The following is a 15,911-nucleotide window of genomic DNA, read 5'->3' as shown; positions in this document are numbered from 1 at the left end:
ATTCCTCCTTTCGTTTGACAAGGAGGCCATGCTAAGCCAGCGCTTTCAGCAGCGGCACACGCTTCCGCCAGGATATTTCGGCGACAGCGAAAGGTCGCCGCAGCGCGCATCGGGCGAAAAAAAACGGGAGCGCCGGCTCCCGTTTTTTTTGTGCGAACGAAGTATTCGCGCGGCGTCGTTACTGCATCAGTTCCCGGATCACCTTCACCGGCGCGCTGCCGTAGCCGAGGAATTGCTCGTTGAACGCCTTTTGCGAGAACTTGTCGCCCAGCGCGGCGCGGCGCTGTTCGCGCAATTCCATGATTTCGCTGTAGCCGCTGAAGTACGACGTCAGCTGCACCGACGTGAGCGTGGCGCGGCGCCATTTTTCGGCTGCTTCCTGCTGCGTCTGGAACGCCTGCCGGGTCAGCAGGTCGAGCGCCTGTTCCTTCGGCATGTCCAGCACGTGCACGCTGTAGTCGAGGATCGTGTTGGTCACGCTGCGCAGGTTCCACTTCGAATACATCAGCCACATCTCGGGCGAATTGTCGTAGCCCGATTCCAGCATCATCCGTTCGCTGAACACGGCCCAGCCTTCGACCATCGCGCCATTGCCGAAGATCGACTTCACCAGCGACGGCGACTTGTTCGCATATACCAGCTGCGCATAGTGGCCGGGGATCGCCTCGTGCATGTTCAGGATCTGCAAGATCCAGTGGTTGTATTCGCGCAGGCTGCTTTCGGCCTGTTCCGGCGTGGCGCCCGTCAGCGGCGTCACGTTGTAGTAGGTGCGGTCCTGCGGGCGGTAGGGGCCGGGCGCCTCGATGCTGGCGCCGGCCACGCCGCGCTGGTAGGCGGGCGTTTCGCGCACCACCAGCGGCTTGTTCGCATCCAGCGTCAGCAGGTCGTTCTTCGTCACCCATTCCTGCAGCTTCGGGATCTGCGCCTTGATCTCTTCGACGAAGCGCTCGGGGGCCACGTGATTGGCCGAAAGCTTGTCGATCATCATGCCGATCTTGGCGTAGCGGTCGGCCGGTTTTTGCACGCCGGCCAGGTATTTCGGCCACAGCTCGTCGCTGATGCGGTCCATGTTCGCCAGCAGTTCGTCGCGCGCCACCAGGGCCTTGCGGTAGGTCTGCTCGCCGGTGCTGGCCGACTGGATGTCGAACGCGAATTTCTGTTCATACAGTTCGCGGCCGATGCGGAACGGGCGGGCGCCGGACACCGCCAGCAGCTTGTCCGTCTCGCCCAGCCAGGCGGCATAGGCTTCGACGGCGGTCTTCGCCGCGGCGATGCGCTGCTCGAACAGGCCTTTCTCGTTGGCGGCCAGCGAGGAAGCCTGTGCTTCCCGGCCCAGCTCGTCGAGCAGCGCGATCACGCCCGGTGCCTGGGCGATCGCCAGCTGGGTGTGCTCGCGCGTGGGTGTGGTGAGGTTGTTGCGCGCCGCCTCGTAATAAGCCGGCACGTTGGCGATGCGCCGCAGCAGCGTGCGCAGGCGCTGTGCCCGCGCCGCGTATTCGGTGTGCAGGATGTAGTCGATCGGGCCGGCGATGTTGTACATGGCCGGGTTCCACTCGAATTCGCGGAACGTGGTCAGGTACCAGCGGTCCGCATTGAGCTTGTTGACCAGCAGCGCCATGTCGGTGCGCTGGCGCGACGACAGCTGCCGCGCGTCGATCTTGCCGAAGCGGCCCAGCCACTCGTCGATGAAGGCCAGCTGCAGCTGGCGGGTGGCCATGTCGGGCACCGTCAGCGTGGCGGCGGTATCGTATTTGCCCACCGTGATCGCCGTTTCCGGGTCCATCCGCCACAGCGCCGTGAGGAACTGGTTGGACTGCGCATTGAAGGTGCGGTCGGCGCGGCTTTCGGACGCCAGCGCTGTCGCGGCCACCGTGGTGGCAGCGGCGGCAACCACGGCCTTCTTCGCCTTGGACTTGGTTTTCGAGGACTTCTTGGACGGGACGGACTTGCTGGTCTTCGCCTTCGACGGCTTCCTGGCCGCCTCGGCAGGCGCGAACGCCAGGGCCGCCATCATGGCGGCCAGCGCGAGTTTTGTCTTGATCATCGTGTAACTTTCTCTTACCGGGGGTCATGCAGGGGGCGAGATTATCATTAATCATCCCGCCTGGACCCGGCATGTTACACGACGGTACAAACCCTCACGCCAGCCGGTCGTCCCGCAGCGCCTGCTGGTGGCGCTCGTTGATGAGCGTCACGGCCTCGCGGCCGCGCGCCATGTCGGACAGTACGATGTCATTGGCATCCGTGAAACGGTGGGACACGCGGACCTTCCACGAGCGCAGCAGCCAGCTGCGGAACGACTGCACGTAGGACGCCCCGTCCAGGTCGCGCCACTTGATGCCGCGCACGCCGCGCTGCCACGGCAGCACGCCGGAATACAGCCAGACACCCGTGTCGTCGTAATACAGCTGCACGCTGCGGATCAGCAATACCCGGTAGCCGATCAGCAGCGTGGACGCGGCCAGTACGCCGGCGGCGGCCAGCTGCGAATGATTGAAAGCGAGCCGCAGCACGAACACCATGATCACCGCCATCAGGAAGGGCGGGATGTAGGCGGTCCAGGCCTTGCGGCACAGCGGGATGCCGTGCGTGGCGGCGGAGAGGTCGGTTTCCTTGTGTCGTTCCATGCCCGGATGATTGCATGGAACGGCCGTTTCGGGAAAGGGGCAGGCGGGCAGGCGCTTCGCCGGCTAACCGGTCAAGCAGGTCAACCGGTCACCGTTCAAACCGGTCCCTGCCGGCTGTCCAGCCGCTCGGCATGGTCGCGGCCGGCGAAACGGTCGAGGATGCCGGCCGCGCGCGTGCCGTCGCGGTCGTTGTCCACCTCTACCTGCAGCAGGCAATTGCTGCGCTGGACCGGCGTGCGCATTTCGCTATTGGCGGATTGCCGGTTCGGATTGTCGAACGACGGCGTGGGTTTTTCGGTGAGGTCGACGACGAAATTGCCTTCGACGGGGCCGGCTTCATCTTCATGGATGTTCATGGAGATGGCGGAAGCGGCGATGCCGGAGGCGATCAGCGCCTCGCGCGCCTGCTCCGCCACTTCCATGCTGTCGAATACGCGTAGCAGGGTGTCGGCCATGATGTTCTCCTGGTGGGATAGGTGATTGCAATCATCATAGCGAAGGCTGGCCGGCGGCAGCGTCCCGTTAGCTTCAGGAAAATTTTTAACGCCGCAGCCCTTCCTCCAGCATCGCCAGCATGTCCTCGGCTTTCATCCGCGCCGCCATTTCGCTGCCGTCCAGCAGGCTGTCGGCCAGCTCGCGCTTGTGCCCGTGCAGGTCGACGATGCCTTCCTCGATCGTGTGGCGCGCCACCAGCCGGTAGATCGTCACGGGGCGCTGCTGGCCCATCCGGTGGGCCCGGTCGGAAGCCTGGTCTTCCACGGCCGGATTCCACCACGGGTCCATGTGGATCACGTAGTCCGCCGCGGTCAGGTTGATACCCACGCCGCCCGCTTTCAGGCTGATCAGGAACACGTCGCCTTCGCCGGCTTGGAACGCATCCACGCGGGCCTTGCGGACCGCCGGCGGCGTCGAACCGTCCAGGTACTGGTAGGCGATGCCGTTGCGGTCGAGATGGGCGCGGATCAGTCCCAGGTGGTCGACGAACTGGCTGAACACCAGCACCTTGTGCCGGTTTTCCAGCAGGCCGCCTAGCAGCTCGGCGAACGCGGCCAGCTTGCTGCTGTCGAGTTTCAGTTCCGGCGCCACCAGGTTCGGATTGCAGCAGGCGCGCCGCAGCTTCATGATCTCGGCCAGGATCTGGATCGACTTCCTGTCCGCCGGCGCATCGATGGCGGCCAGCTTGTCCAGCGCCTCGCGGCGCAGCGATTCGTACAGCGCCGTTTCTTCCGCCGACAGATCCACTTCCAGCACGATCTCGGTGCGCGCCGGCAGTTCCGTCAGCACTTGCGCCTTGGTACGGCGCAGGATGAACGGCCCGATCAGCCGGCGCAGCCGGTTGCGCGCGCCCACTTCGGCCTTGCGGTCCTGCTGGCGCTCGATCGGCCCGGCAAAGCGCAGGTTGAACTGGTCCAGCGATCCCAGCAGGCCCGGATTGATGAAGCGGAACAGGTTCCACAATTCGCCCAGGTGGTTTTCCAGCGGCGTGCCGGTGCAGGCCATGCGGAAGTCGCCCGACAGCGCCATCACGGCCTGCGAGCGCTTGGTGGCGGCGTTCTTGATCGCCTGCGCTTCATCGAGCACGATGGTATGCCAGCGCGGCTTGGTGAACCGCTCCGATTCCAGCTGCAGCAGGCCGTAGCTGACGATCACCAGGTCGAACGGGCCGGCGTTGTCGATCATTTCCGCCCGGTCGCCGCTGCCGAACAGCTTCACGTTCAGCGTCGGGGCGAAGCGCGCCGCTTCGCTGACCCAGTTCAGGCACACGGACGTGGGCGCCACCACCAGCGCCGGACCGTGCGGCGCGCGCAGCAGCGCCAGTGCCAGCGCCTGCACCGTCTTGCCCAGGCCCATGTCGTCGGCCAGGCAGGCGCCCACGCCCCAGTGGGCCAGCCGGGCCAGCCATTCGAAGCCTTCGCGCTGGTAGTCGCGCAGCTCGGCCTGCAGGGTGGACGGCACCAGCGGCCGGTATTCCGCCTGGGCGGCGATGCGGGCGATATGCTCGCGCCACAGCCTGTCCGCTTCCAGGCCGCCCACTTCGCCAGCCAGTTCTTCCAGCACGAAGGCGGCCAGCTGATGGACTTTCGCACCGGCATCGTCGTCCTCGCCATAGGCGTCGAGTTCCGACAGGCGCCGGTACAGCTCTTCCGACAGGGCCAGGAACTGCCGGTCCTTCAATTCGATGAAGCGGCTCTTGCCGGCGCGGATCAGCTCCAGCAGCGAGCGCAGGTCCACCACGCGTTCTTCGTCCACCTGCAGCTGGCCGCTGACGGCGAACCAGTCTTTTTTGCTCTTGATCGACAGCTTCAGCTGCTTGGTATGCAGGGTCGGCGAGACCCTGAACTTTTCTCCCTCGGGCCAGCCGACCAGCACGCGCTCCGGCCCCAGTTCCTGCAGTTCCGTCAACAGTTGCAGGCACAGCGCCGGCTGGCCGATCAGCCATTCGCCGTGTTCCTGCTCGGCCCCTTCCAGCGCAGTGCACCGGAGCACCAGCTGGCGCTCGGCATCGCGCTCGCCGGCCAGGTCGCGGCGCACCTGCACCGGCTTGCCGCCGACGTCCGTGATGACGGTTTCGGCCCCCGCGCCGGGCGCATAGTAGGGTCCCGCATCGGGCAGGGGGCGCACCTGCACCTGCATCCGCAAGCCTTGCTGGTAGGGCAGCAGGTGCACGTGCAGGCGGATATCGGCATCGGCCGCGCCGGCACCGGCACTGCCGCCGCCGATGTCCGATTGCACGGTCACGCTGGCGGCCACCGTGCCGATCGCCTTCAATACCTGGTCCTTCGCATGCAGCGGCACCGTCAGGCCATCGCCGACGATGGTGGCGATGCGGCGGTGCTCGTCATTGACGGCGATCACGCGGATACGGTTCGGCGCTTCGCGCAGCGTGACGACCCGGTCGGTGCTGGACAGGCTGGGGTGCAGCGACAGGCGCAGCTTGCCCTTGGTCTCCTGCACCAGCAGTTCCGGCTCGCCGCCGCCGATCTCCACGCGGGTTTCCGGCGCGTCCATCCAGAACACCAGCGGATGGCCGACCAGCGCCGGCAGGGCCTCGAGCGGATCGATGTCGTAGCGCAGGCCCGACGAATAGGCCTGCCGCGACGGCGCGATGTGCGTGCTCAGGCGGACGTCCTGCGCCGTCAGGAAATCCAGCTCCGCCGCATCCTCGGCCAGCCGCTTCAGCGCGATCGGGCGGCCGTTGCTCCATTGGCCCTTGGCGCTGCGCTTCTGTTCGCGCGGTTCGAGTTCGCCGATGCCGGAGCGGTCGCTCCAGGTGATCATCCACACCAGCCGCGTCTCGCTCGCGGCCGGCGACGCCAGCTGGTGCAGGTTGATCAGCGCGTCGAGCTGGCGCTGCCAGCCTTCCTGCCGCTCGAACCAGGTGGCCATGTCCGGCAGGCCCAGCGCCGCCAGCATGTCGCCGGCGCGGGCTTCGGCCGCTTCGTCGCCCAGGTGCCCCAGCAGGCTTTCCGCCTGCGCGGCAATGAGAGTGTAGCCGGCGGCGCCGGCGTTCTGCGCCAGGTCCTGCAATTCGGCGCGGCGCTTTTCCAGCTGCGGCAGTCCCAGCCACCAGTACACCAGCGCCTGGAACAGTTGCGCCTGCAGCGGCGTATCCCAGGCGCGGGACAACACCACGTCGGCCTGCAGCGTGCCGGCGCGCACCTGGCGCAGCATCGACAGCATGCTGTAGGTATTGCTGTCGGGATTCTGCTGCGCGTGCACGGCCACCTCGAGGTAGCTTTCGGCCGTCTTCAGTGCTTTCGCATCGCCGGCGCGCAGCAGCGCCAGCACGTACAGGTAGCCGCCGAAGCCGGCGAACACCTGCTTGCGCTTGCCCGTTTCGCGGCGGATCGACTTCAGCGCGTTTTCGAAGCCGGAGACGGCATCGGCCACATGGCCGCGCAGCAGCATCAGCGCGCTGGCATGGAACAGCGCCAGCGGGCTTTGCACCGCTTCCAGATACGCGACCGCCTGCGGCAGGTTGCCGGACAGGATCGCGTCCTCGCCCAGCGCCAGCCGCAACGCGCCCGACACGTCGTCGCCAGCCTTGTGCCGGCGGTCGAAGTGGCGCTCGGCGGCACCGCGCACGGGCGGTGCCAGCGCCGGCTCGCGCTGCGCATGCTGGAGCAGCAGCATCAGGATGTCGTCCTGCATCGACGGGTGCACCAGCAGCAGCATGCCGGCTTCGAACGGCCGCGCGAAAATGTCGACGATCGGGTGCAGCTGCGCCGCTTCGTAGGAGCGCAGGCAGGCCGCCAGCAGCGGCGCCACGTCCTGCGGCGGCTGGCCGCGCAGCAGTGCCATGCGCAGCCGCGCCACGCCGTGCCGGTAGCTGCGCGGTTCCGGCGTGCCATCCCAGCTGCGGCGCATCGGGGTGACCGCTTCGTAGGCCTGGCAGATGTCGCCGAGCATGTGGGCACTGATGGCGGCGCGGATCGCCGGCCAGCGCAGCCTGGCATTGCAGACATAGCCGCGGCCGACGACGAGGCTCGTGAAAGCCAGGCGTTCCAGGTGGAACAGCATCTCGTCGCTGGCGGCCTGCCTGATGGAATGGCCGTCGTCGTCCTGCAGGTCCAGCTTGGCGATGTGCTCGTGCACCGCCGATTTGCCCATCGGCTCGCCCACCAGCGCCAGCAGCGCCAGCACGGTTTTTTCGTGGCGATGCAGCGCGCCGAATTGATCCTGCAATGACTGGTCCTGCAAAGCCCGGTCGTTCATGCCGCGCCGTCCAGGTTATGGATCTCCACCGGCGCAGGTGCCGCAGTATCGTGCAGCCCGAACATGCGGCGGTAGAAATACAGCTCGGCTTCCAGCGTGCGCACGATGGTCTCGGCCTTGCGGAACCCATGTCCTTCGCCTTCCAGCTCCACGTAGGCGACCGGCACGCCGCGCTCGCGCAATGCCTGCACCATCGCCGCCGACTGCTGCGGCGGCACCACCATGTCGTCCAGGCCCTGGAAGAAGATCATCGGGCGTGCCAGCTTGTCGGCGTGGTGGCTGGGCGAGCGTTCCAGGTACACCTGCCGCGCCTGCGGCTGCGGCGCGATCAGGTATTCGTTGTAGTGCGATTCGAACTTGTGCGAATCGTCGTCCAGCCCCTGCAGGTCGGAAACGCCGTAGTAGCTGGCGCCCAGCTTGAACACGTCATGGAAGGCCAGCGCGCACAGGGTGGTATAGCCGCCGGCGCTGCTGCCGCGGATGATCAGCCGGTCGCCGTCGGCGCGGCCCTGGTCGACGAGCCAGCGCGCACCGGCCACGCAATCCTTCACGTCGACCACGCCCCATTGCCCCTTCAGCAGGTCGCGGTAAGCGCGGCCGAAACCGGTGCTGCCGCCATAGTTCACGTCCAGCACGCCGAATCCGCGGCTGGTCCAGAACTGCGTGGCCAGCTTCAGCGTGCTGGCCGCCATGCCGGTCGGGCCGCCGTGGCCGATCACGATCACCGGCGGCTTTTCACCGGCCGGCGCGGCGCAGTCGCGATTGTGTGGCGGGTAGAAGAATGCGTACGCGGTTCGGCCTTGCGCGCTGGGGTAGCGGATGCTCTCCGGAACGGACAGGTAGCCGGCGTCCGGCAGCGTCTCGATCGAACGGGCCAGCACCTGCGGTTCGCCGTTGGCCACGCCGTTTCCCAGATCGATGTGCGCGATCTCGGCCGGGATGGTCGGGCTGCCGCCCAGCACCACGATGAAGCCGTCGCCGGTACGCAGTTCGCGGATTTCCTGGTACGGGTTGGCGATCGGCTCCAGTTTGCCGGTGCCGATCGCCAGGCGCGCCAGCCTGCTGACGCCTTCCTCGATATACGTGCAGGCGATTTCGCCGGCGGACAGGAAGCCGTACATGGCGTTGCCGAAGGTCCACTGCGGGCCGGCGAATTCCGCCGCCAGCGGGCAGATGGCGTCGACCTGGCCGGCCTGGTCGCCGTGGCGGTACAGGTTCCACCAGCCGCTGCGGTCGGAAACGAAGTACAGCCGTCCGTCCGGCGACCATTCGGGCTGGCAGACCGCCTCTTCAGGGCCGCCCGCGACCAGGGTGGGTGCGGCCAGCGTGCCGTCGGCCGCCACCTCGGCCAGCCACAGTTCGGTGCCCTGCCACGGCATGCGCGGATGGTCCCACGTCAGCCAGGCCAGTTGGCGGCCGTCCGGCGACAGCCGCGGCGACGAATAAAAGTCGTGCCCCTGCGCCAGGACCGTTTCAGTGCCGTCGAAAGCCACCGCGCACAGCGTGTTTTCCGGCTGCGCATGGGCGGCCGGGTCGGCTGGACTGGCCGGATGCTGCTCGCGCACGGCGACCAGCCGGCCCCGCGCACGGTCGACGACGAAATCGGCGAAGCGCTGGCGGCCTTCGGCGGTGAAGGGGACCGCGTTCGCGCTGCCATCTTTCCGGTACAGCCGGTTGTCGCCGGCATGGGAAAAGAACACGGTGTCGCCCTCCACGGCATAGGCGCCGCCGCCATACTCGTGCACGCGGCTGCGCACATTCAGCGGCAGGGGCGTCAGCTCGTCCACCCGCCCTGCGCGGCGCCGCAGCAGCGTGTTGCGCCCCCCTTCGCTGGCGCGGCCGGCCAGCCACAGGATATCGTTGCCGTGCACTGCGATGGAGGACAGCGGGGTGGCGCCGGCGGCCACCATGGCGGCGCCGATCGGCGACGGCCAGGTACCGAAGGAAGCGGTTTGCAAGGAGCTTTGAGCGGTCATTTCCGGGACGGGTGAAAAGAACGGGGGGATGCGATAATACCTTCTTTCGTCCCGCCTTTCATTGCCATCCATGCCACAATTCGCCCCGCTCCAGAACGACACCTTCCTGCGTGCGCTGCTGCGCCAGCCGACCGATTACACGCCTGTGTGGCTGATGCGCCAGGCGGGCCGCTACTTGCCGGAATACAAGGCCACGCGCGAGAAGGCGGGCTCGTTCATGGGCCTGGCCACCAATCCGGACCTGGCCACCGAAGTCACGCTGCAGCCGCTCGACCGCTACCCGCTGGATGCGGCGATCCTGTTTTCCGACATCCTGACGGTGCCCGACGCGATGGGCCTGGGCCTGTATTTCGTCGAAGGCGAAGGCCCGAAGTTCGAACGGCCGCTGAAAACCGAGGCCGACGTGCAGGCGCTGCGCATGCCCGAACCCGGCTCGCTCGACTACGTGTTCAAGGCGGTCACGCAGATCCGCACCGCGCTGAACGGCCGCGTGCCGCTGATCGGCTTTTCCGGCAGTCCGTGGACGCTGGCCTGCTACATGGTCGAGGGCCAGGGGTCGCGCGAGTTCCACACCATCAAGAAGATGCTGTACAGCCGGCCGGACCTGATGCACCACATCCTCGACGTGAATGCGCGCGCGGTGGCCGAGTACCTGAACGCGCAGATCGAGGCGGGCGCCCAGGCGGTGATGATCTTCGATTCGTGGGGCGGCGCGCTGGCCGACGGCGCCTATCAGCAGTTCTCCCTGCACTACATGCAGCGCGTGCTGGCGCAGCTGAAGCGCGAGCATGACGGCGTGCGCATTCCGGCGATCGTGTTCACGAAGGGCGGCGCGCACTGGGCGGAAGAAATCGCCGCGATCGGCGCCGATGCGATCGGCCTGGACTGGACTGCCGACATCGGCAAGGTGCGCGCCGCGGTGGGCGACAAGGTCGCGCTGCAGGGCAACCTCGATCCTGCCATCCTGTTTGCCGGGGCGGAACAGATCCAGGCCGAGGTGTGCCGCGTGCTCGACGCCTACGGCCCCCACACTACCGGCCACGTCTTCAACCTCGGCCACGGCATTTCCCAATTCACGCCGCCGGAGTCCGTGGCCGTGATGGTGGACACGGTGCATTCCCATAGCCGCAACCTGCGTATCGGCGGCTGAATCGCCGTTCCAGCCAGCAGGCAAACCCGACTTATGCACAATTTTTCTGGTTGCCAAAGTAAAAGGCAACTGGGAAAGTTTGGCTGCGGCAAAAAACACAAGTGCTTGATTTGACTGGGTAAAATCCCGGATGAAAGTTAGTGTTCTTTGCGATAAGTAAACCTTATCCCCGCCCTGTTCCAATGTTGTCGGGGCATTCTCCACAAAGTTATCCACAAAAACTGTGGAAAATTGACAAAAGCGCTTAGTAAACCGCGACTTAAGCTTTTTTATGCGGCGCTGCACGAATTTTAAGCAGGCAATGGCGCTCGTCATGGAAGAGCCTGCTTGGTAAAATAGCCGGTTTCGCCGGCCGATTTACCTTGTCATCGATCGATCAGGCGATTGAGCACAGGTGACTTATGCACAGCAAGATTAAAAATTCCTGCAAATTCGGTGCTCTCTGGGGCTATTTTTAAGTAACTGATTTTAAAAGAAAAAAATTGTGAAATTTGACGTTTCCATGCTTCATCTTTGGCTCGGTAACGCCGGTTTCCATCAATTACAACGTCAATGTCCACAAAGTTATCCCCAGAATTTGTGGATAGTTCACCGGTGATCTGATGCCGCATTGCATACTCCGGATCGCACTCGACACGCCGCTGCATGCGGTGTTCGACTATCGCTGGCCGTGCGTCGAGACGGCACGGCCCCAGGTAGGCCACCTTGCACTGGTGCCGTTCGGCACGCGCGAGGTCGTCGGCATCATCGTCGGCGTTGCCGACGATACCGATGTACCCGAGGAAAAGCTCAAGGATGCGCTGGCGGTGCGCACGCAACTGGCCCCGCTGCCGGCGCAATGGCTGGCGCTGGCCGGTTTCGCGGCCGAGTATTACCAGCGTCCGCTGGGCGAGGTAGCGCTGCCGGGCGTACCGAAGAACCTGCGCCTGCCGACCACCGTGGCGCTGGATCGCGCCATCAAGAAACTGGCGAAGCTGGACCCCGGGCATGACCCGACGCCGGCCGGCATGCCGGTGCTCAATCCCGAGCAACAACAGGCCGCCGATGCGATCGGCGCCGCGCAGGGATTCGCGCCGCTGTTGCTGTACGGGGTGACAGGCAGCGGCAAGACCGAGGTGTACCTGCAAGCCTGCGCCCAGGTGCTGGCGCGCGAGCCGGACGGGCAGATCCTCGTGCTGGTGCCCGAGATCAACCTGACACCGCAGCTGGAATCGAACATCCGTGCCCGCTTCCCCGGCGTCATGGTGGCCACGCTGCACAGCAGCCTTGCCGAGGGCGAGCGCATGCTGCACTGGCTGGCCGCGCACCAGGGCCAGGCCCGCATCGTGCTCGGCACGCGCCTGGCGATCCTCGCCTCGCTGCCGCACCTGAAGCTGATCGTGATCGACGAGGAACACGATCCGTCGTACAAGCAGCAGGAAGGCTTGCGCTATTCGGCGCGCGACCTGGCCGTGTGGCGTGCCTGGCAACTGAAGATCCCCGTCGTGCTGGGTTCGGCCACGCCGTCGCTGGAAAGCTGGCACCACGCGCAATCCGGGCGCTACCGCAAGCTGGAGCTGCGCGAACGCGCCGTGAAGCAGGCCGTGCTGCCGGCCGTGAAACTGGTGAACATGGAGCACGACAAGCCGCGCGACGGCCTGACCACGCCCCTGATCGATGCGTTGAAACTGCGGCTCGAACGGGGCGAACAATCGCTGCTGTTCCTGAACCGGCGCGGCTATGCGCCGGTGATCTGCTGCGATTCCTGCGGCTGGGTCAGCGACTGCCAGCGCTGCACCGCGTTCATGGTGCTGCACAAGGGCGAGTTCAAGCTGCGCTGCCACCACTGCAGCCTGGAAATGCGCATTCCCCGCCATTGCCCCACCTGCGGCAATATCGACCTGCAGCCGCTGGGGCGCGGCACGCAGCGCATCGAGGAAGGCCTGCAGGCCATGTTCCCGGAAGCGCGCATCCTGCGCATCGATGCCGATTCCACGCGCCGCAAGGGCAGCGCGCAGGAAGCATTCGATACGGTGCACCGCGGCGACGTCGATATCCTGATCGGCACGCAGATGGTCGCCAAGGGCCACGATTTCAAAAAGCTGACGCTGGTCGGCATCCTCAATCCGGACACGGCGCTGTTCTCGCAGGATTACCGCGCCAGTGAACGGCTGTTCGCGCAGCTGATGCAGGTGGCGGGCCGCGCCGGCCGCACCGCGCAGGCCGAAGGCGGCAGCGCCAGCGAAGTGCTGGTGCAGACCCGCTACCCCGAACATCCGCTGTATGGCGCCGTGGTCAACCACGATTACGACCGTTTTGCCGGCGCGCTGCTGGCCGAGCGCGGGCAGGCCGGCCTGCCGCCCTACCTGTACCAGGCCATGCTGCGGGCCGAGGCGCCGGAACTGGCCAAGGCGCTGGAATTCCTGCAGGCCGCCCGCGACTGCCTGCAGGGGGAGGATATCGTCGAGGGCATCACGATCAACGATCCGATCCCGATGAGCATGACGCGGGTGTACAACGTCGACCGCGCGCAACTGCTGGTGGAGTCGCCATCGCGGCCGGCATTGCAGGCCTTCCTGAAAGAATGGATGGCGCGGCTGCGGGAGATGAAGTCGCGCGTGAAATGGTCGCTGGAAGTGGACCCGGTCGATATCTGAGCGCCGGACGCAGCTTGCCGGGTTCGGTGGTGTACGATGCCGTCAGCATTCCTGGAGGAACTATGAAGACGATTCGTTGCGATGTGGCTGTCATCGGCGCCGGCAGCGCCGGCCTGTCCGCCTACCGGGCCGCGCGCGCGGCCGGCAAGCATGCGGTGCTGATCGAAGGCGGACCCTACGGCACCACCTGCGCACGCGTGGGGTGCATGCCCAGCAAGCTGCTGATCTCGGCCGCCGAGGCCGCCCATGCGCTGCAGGTGGCGCCCGGCTTCGGCGTGCATGCCGGGACCGTGCGGATCGACGGCCCGGCCGTGATGGCGCGCGTGCGCCGCGAGCGCGACCGCTTCGTCGGCTTCGTCGTCGAGAATATCGAGGGCTTGCCGGCCGCCGACAAGATCCGCGGCTATGCCCGCTTCGCGGCACCCGATCGCCTGCTGGTCGACGACCATACCGAAGTGCATGCCGAACGGATCGTCATCGCCACCGGATCGACGCCGGTCGTGCCCGAGGAATGGGCACGCGCGGGGCCGCGCGTGATCCACAGCGATGCCGTGTTCGACTGGACCGACCTGCCGGCATCCGTGGCCGTCATCGGCACCGGCGTGATCGGGCTGGAGCTGGGCCAGGCGCTGCACCGGCTCGGCGTGCGCGTCGCGCTGTACGCCCGCGGCAACAGCGTGGCCCAGTTGAGCGACCCGGCCGTGCTGGCCGAGGCCACCGGGGTGCTGAAGCAGGAGCTCGACATACGCTTCCAGACCCAGGTGGTGTCGGTACAGCCGGAAGGCGAGGCACTGGCGCTGGTCACGCGCGACGCCGCCGGCAACGAGCAGCGCGAGCTTTACGACCATGTGCTGGTGGCGATCGGCCGCGCGCCGAACGTGCAGGCGCTGCGGCTGGACCTGGCCGGCATCGAGCGCGACCGCCGCGGCGTGCCGCTGTACAACCACACCACGATGCAATGCGGCACCAGCCCGATCTTCATCGCCGGCGACGCCAACGACGAGTTGCCGCTGTTGCCGGAAGCGGCCGACCAGGGAAAAATCGCCGGCCACAATGCCGCGCTGTACCCGGACGTGCAGCCCGGCCTGCGCCGCACGCCGCTGGCGATCGCCTTCACCGAGCCGCAGATCGCCACCCTGGGTGCCGGCTGGCGCGCGCTGTCCCACAGCCATGAGGGCCGCTTTGCCGTCGGCGAAGTGTCGTTCGCGAACCAGGGCCGCAGCCGCGTCATGCTGCAAAACCACGGCATGCTGCGCGTGTACGGCGAGTATGGCAGCGGCCGTTTCCTGGGAGCGGAAATGATCGGCCCGCGCGCCGAGCACATCGGCCACTTGCTGGCGTGGGCCGTGCAGGCCGGGCTGACCGTGGCCGCGATGCTGGAGATGCCGTTCTACCACCCGGTCGTCGAAGAAGGCGTGCGCACGGCGCTGCGCGACCTGGCCGAGGCGTTGAAGCATCCGCCGCCGGAGCCGCTGCAGCCTTGCCCGGACTGCACGCCGGGAACATAAGAAGGAACATAAGCGGAGCCGAAACTGGTGTGAATCTTTCAGCAATGTCGCTTGATTTTCCTCAAGGACATGGTCGGTGCCTTACCTTATTGCTATAGACTATTGATATAAAGCAAAAGCTGAAATGCACGTGCATCCTAGAGTGATACGCGCAGGCAATATTTGGGGGCAACATGACGATACGGCGACTAAGCAGCGGCGACATCCGCGTGGGCGAACTGCTCGCCTGGGATGTGTACGGCGAAAACGGCGCACTGCTGGTGCGCAAGGGCTTCATGCCGTCTTCGGATGCGCAGGCCAACAACCTTGTCGACCGCGGCTTCATCGACGATCCGGCGTTATCCGTTGCGAAGACAGCCAGCGCCGAGCCGCCATCCGTGCTGCGCCTGCTGAACCACGCGGTCGCGGAGCTGGCGCCGCTGCTGCACCGGATCGCCGCCGGCGGCGGCGGCGTGCAGGCCGAACTGGAGCAGGTGGCGCTGCTCGTCGCGCAAGCCGTGGACATCAATTCGGAGGTGGCCGCGGCCTGCATCCTGCACAACCAGCGTGCCGCGGCGTATGCGGTACGGCATTGCATCGATACGTCCGTGGTGGCGCAGATCCTGGCGCGCGCGGTCAAGCTGTCGCCTGCCGAAACGCTGTCGATGTCGCTGGCGGCGCTGACGATGAACGTGGGAATGCTGGGGCTGCACGACGATCGCGGCGCGCTGACCGAAGAGGACAGGGCGCTCGTGCGCAGCCACCCGGAGCGGGGCGTGGCGCTGCTGCGCCAGGCCGGCGTGAGCGACCCGGTGTGGCTGTCCTGCGTCCTGTCGCACCATGAAAACGAGAATGGCAGCGGCTACCCGCACCGGCTGGTGGGCGATGCGATCGCCTTGCCGGCCAAGCTGATCGCGCTGGCCGACCGCTATTGCGCGCGCATCTCGGACCGGCCCTACCGCAAGGCGATGCTGCCGAACGCGGCGCTGCGCGATATCCTGCTCGATGCGCGCCATGCGCTGGATACCCAGCTGGGCGCCGTGCTGATCCGCGAACTGGGCATCTACCCCGTCGGCACCTTCGTGCGGCTGCTCAACGGCGAGGTGGGTGTCGTGTCGCGCCGCGGCCTGAATTCGACGACGCCGTACGTGCAGACGTTCATCGGCCCGCGCGGCGCGCCGCTCGACGTGTTCCTGCAACGCGACACGCGTGCCGACCTGTCCGGCATCCGCGACGTGCTCAGCGCCGACCAGGTCGATGCCACCATCCGGATGGACCAGGTATGGGGCAGGACGGCGCTGCCCTGAGGCTTTGTCAGG

The 15,911-nt window shown here is 66.5% G+C and carries 10 protein-coding genes; 4 read left to right on the top strand and 6 right to left on the bottom strand.

Features of this window, described 5'->3' with window-relative positions; all coding sequences use genetic code 11:
• Positions 1 to 178 precede the first annotated feature (178 nt).
• The 5 genes from FHS02_RS14780 to FHS02_RS14760 form a co-directional block, all read right to left on the bottom strand.
• Positions 179 to 2,044 carry a DUF885 domain-containing protein gene (locus tag FHS02_RS14780; protein ID WP_137315235.1) on the bottom strand — a complete coding sequence of 622 codons (1,866 nt, stop codon included), beginning with the start codon at positions 2,042 to 2,044 and terminating at the stop codon, positions 179 to 181.
• 94 nt (positions 2,045 to 2,138) lie between these two features.
• Positions 2,139 to 2,627: a hypothetical protein gene (locus tag FHS02_RS14775; RefSeq protein WP_137315234.1), complete on the bottom strand. Its 489-nt coding sequence runs from the start codon at positions 2,625 to 2,627 to the stop codon at positions 2,139 to 2,141.
• Positions 2,628 to 2,722: 95 nt separating this feature from the next.
• Positions 2,723 to 3,082: a hypothetical protein gene (locus tag FHS02_RS14770; protein ID WP_137315233.1), complete on the bottom strand. Its 360-nt coding sequence runs from the start codon at positions 3,080 to 3,082 to the stop codon at positions 2,723 to 2,725.
• 85 nt (positions 3,083 to 3,167) lie between these two features.
• A complete protein-coding gene (locus tag FHS02_RS14765; protein ID WP_137315232.1) occupies positions 3,168 to 7,343 on the bottom strand; it encodes a DEAD/DEAH box helicase in 4,176 nt (1,391 codons plus the stop codon).
• On the bottom strand, positions 7,340 to 9,319 hold the full coding sequence (locus FHS02_RS14760) for a S9 family peptidase (protein ID WP_137315231.1): 1,980 nt from the start codon (positions 9,317 to 9,319) through the stop codon (positions 7,340 to 7,342). The genes FHS02_RS14765 and FHS02_RS14760 overlap by 4 nt, the downstream gene beginning before the upstream one ends.
• Before the next feature lie 70 nt (positions 9,320 to 9,389).
• Here FHS02_RS14760 and hemE point away from each other — a divergent pair, with 70 nt between their 5' ends.
• Entirely contained in the window at positions 9,390 to 10,469 is a 1,080-nt protein-coding gene (gene hemE / locus FHS02_RS14755; RefSeq protein WP_137315230.1) for a uroporphyrinogen decarboxylase, read from the top strand.
• A gap of 365 nt (positions 10,470 to 10,834) precedes the next feature.
• On the opposite strand, the gene FHS02_RS14750 is transcribed toward hemE, so the two are convergent.
• Positions 10,835 to 11,080: a hypothetical protein gene (locus FHS02_RS14750; protein WP_137315229.1), complete on the bottom strand. Its 246-nt coding sequence runs from the start codon at positions 11,078 to 11,080 to the stop codon at positions 10,835 to 10,837.
• Between FHS02_RS14750 and FHS02_RS14745 the strand changes: the two genes are divergently transcribed.
• The 3 genes from FHS02_RS14745 to FHS02_RS14735 all read left to right on the top strand — a co-directional run bounded on the left by FHS02_RS14745 (position 11,072) and on the right by FHS02_RS14735 (position 15,899).
• Complete coding sequence (locus tag FHS02_RS14745) at positions 11,072 to 13,105, top strand: primosomal protein N' (RefSeq protein ID WP_137315228.1); 2,034 nt, start codon at positions 11,072 to 11,074, stop codon at positions 13,103 to 13,105. The genes FHS02_RS14750 and FHS02_RS14745 overlap by 9 nt on opposite strands.
• Before the next feature lie 62 nt (positions 13,106 to 13,167).
• The gene (locus tag FHS02_RS14740) at positions 13,168 to 14,613 is read left to right on the top strand and encodes a dihydrolipoyl dehydrogenase (RefSeq protein ID WP_137315227.1); all 1,446 of its coding nucleotides are present in this window, start codon (positions 13,168 to 13,170) and stop codon (positions 14,611 to 14,613) included.
• A gap of 173 nt (positions 14,614 to 14,786) precedes the next feature.
• A complete protein-coding gene (locus FHS02_RS14735) occupies positions 14,787 to 15,899 on the top strand; it encodes an HD-GYP domain-containing protein (protein WP_137315226.1) in 1,113 nt (370 codons plus the stop codon).
• Positions 15,900 to 15,911 lie beyond the last annotated feature (12 nt).

Origin of the sequence: Pseudoduganella umbonata, from assembly GCF_014192225.1 — a bacterium.
Lineage (GTDB): Bacteria > Pseudomonadota > Gammaproteobacteria > Burkholderiales > Burkholderiaceae_D > Rugamonas > Rugamonas umbonata.
This window is presented reverse-complemented; position numbering and strand designations above follow the sequence as displayed.

Excerpts from the sequence above, each read along its gene's own strand:
- FHS02_RS14780 (WP_137315235.1), bottom strand. The coding sequence starts at position 2,044 with ATGATCAAGACAAAACTCGCGCTGGCCGCCATGATGGCGGCCCTGGCG.
- FHS02_RS14775 (WP_137315234.1), bottom strand. The coding sequence starts at position 2,627 with ATGGAACGACACAAGGAAACCGACCTCTCCGCCGCCACGCACGGCATC.
- FHS02_RS14770 (WP_137315233.1), bottom strand. The coding sequence starts at position 3,082 with ATGGCCGACACCCTGCTACGCGTATTCGACAGCATGGAAGTGGCGGAG.
- FHS02_RS14765 (WP_137315232.1), bottom strand. The coding sequence starts at position 7,343 with ATGAACGACCGGGCTTTGCAGGACCAGTCATTGCAGGATCAATTCGGC.
- FHS02_RS14760 (WP_137315231.1), bottom strand. The coding sequence starts at position 9,319 with ATGACCGCTCAAAGCTCCTTGCAAACCGCTTCCTTCGGTACCTGGCCG.
- hemE (WP_137315230.1), top strand. The coding sequence starts at position 9,390 with ATGCCACAATTCGCCCCGCTCCAGAACGACACCTTCCTGCGTGCGCTG.
- FHS02_RS14745 (WP_137315228.1), top strand. The coding sequence starts at position 11,072 with ATGCCGCATTGCATACTCCGGATCGCACTCGACACGCCGCTGCATGCG.
- FHS02_RS14750 (WP_137315229.1), bottom strand. The coding sequence starts at position 11,080 with ATGCGGCATCAGATCACCGGTGAACTATCCACAAATTCTGGGGATAAC.
- FHS02_RS14740 (WP_137315227.1), top strand. The coding sequence starts at position 13,168 with ATGAAGACGATTCGTTGCGATGTGGCTGTCATCGGCGCCGGCAGCGCC.
- FHS02_RS14735 (WP_137315226.1), top strand. The coding sequence starts at position 14,787 with ATGACGATACGGCGACTAAGCAGCGGCGACATCCGCGTGGGCGAACTG.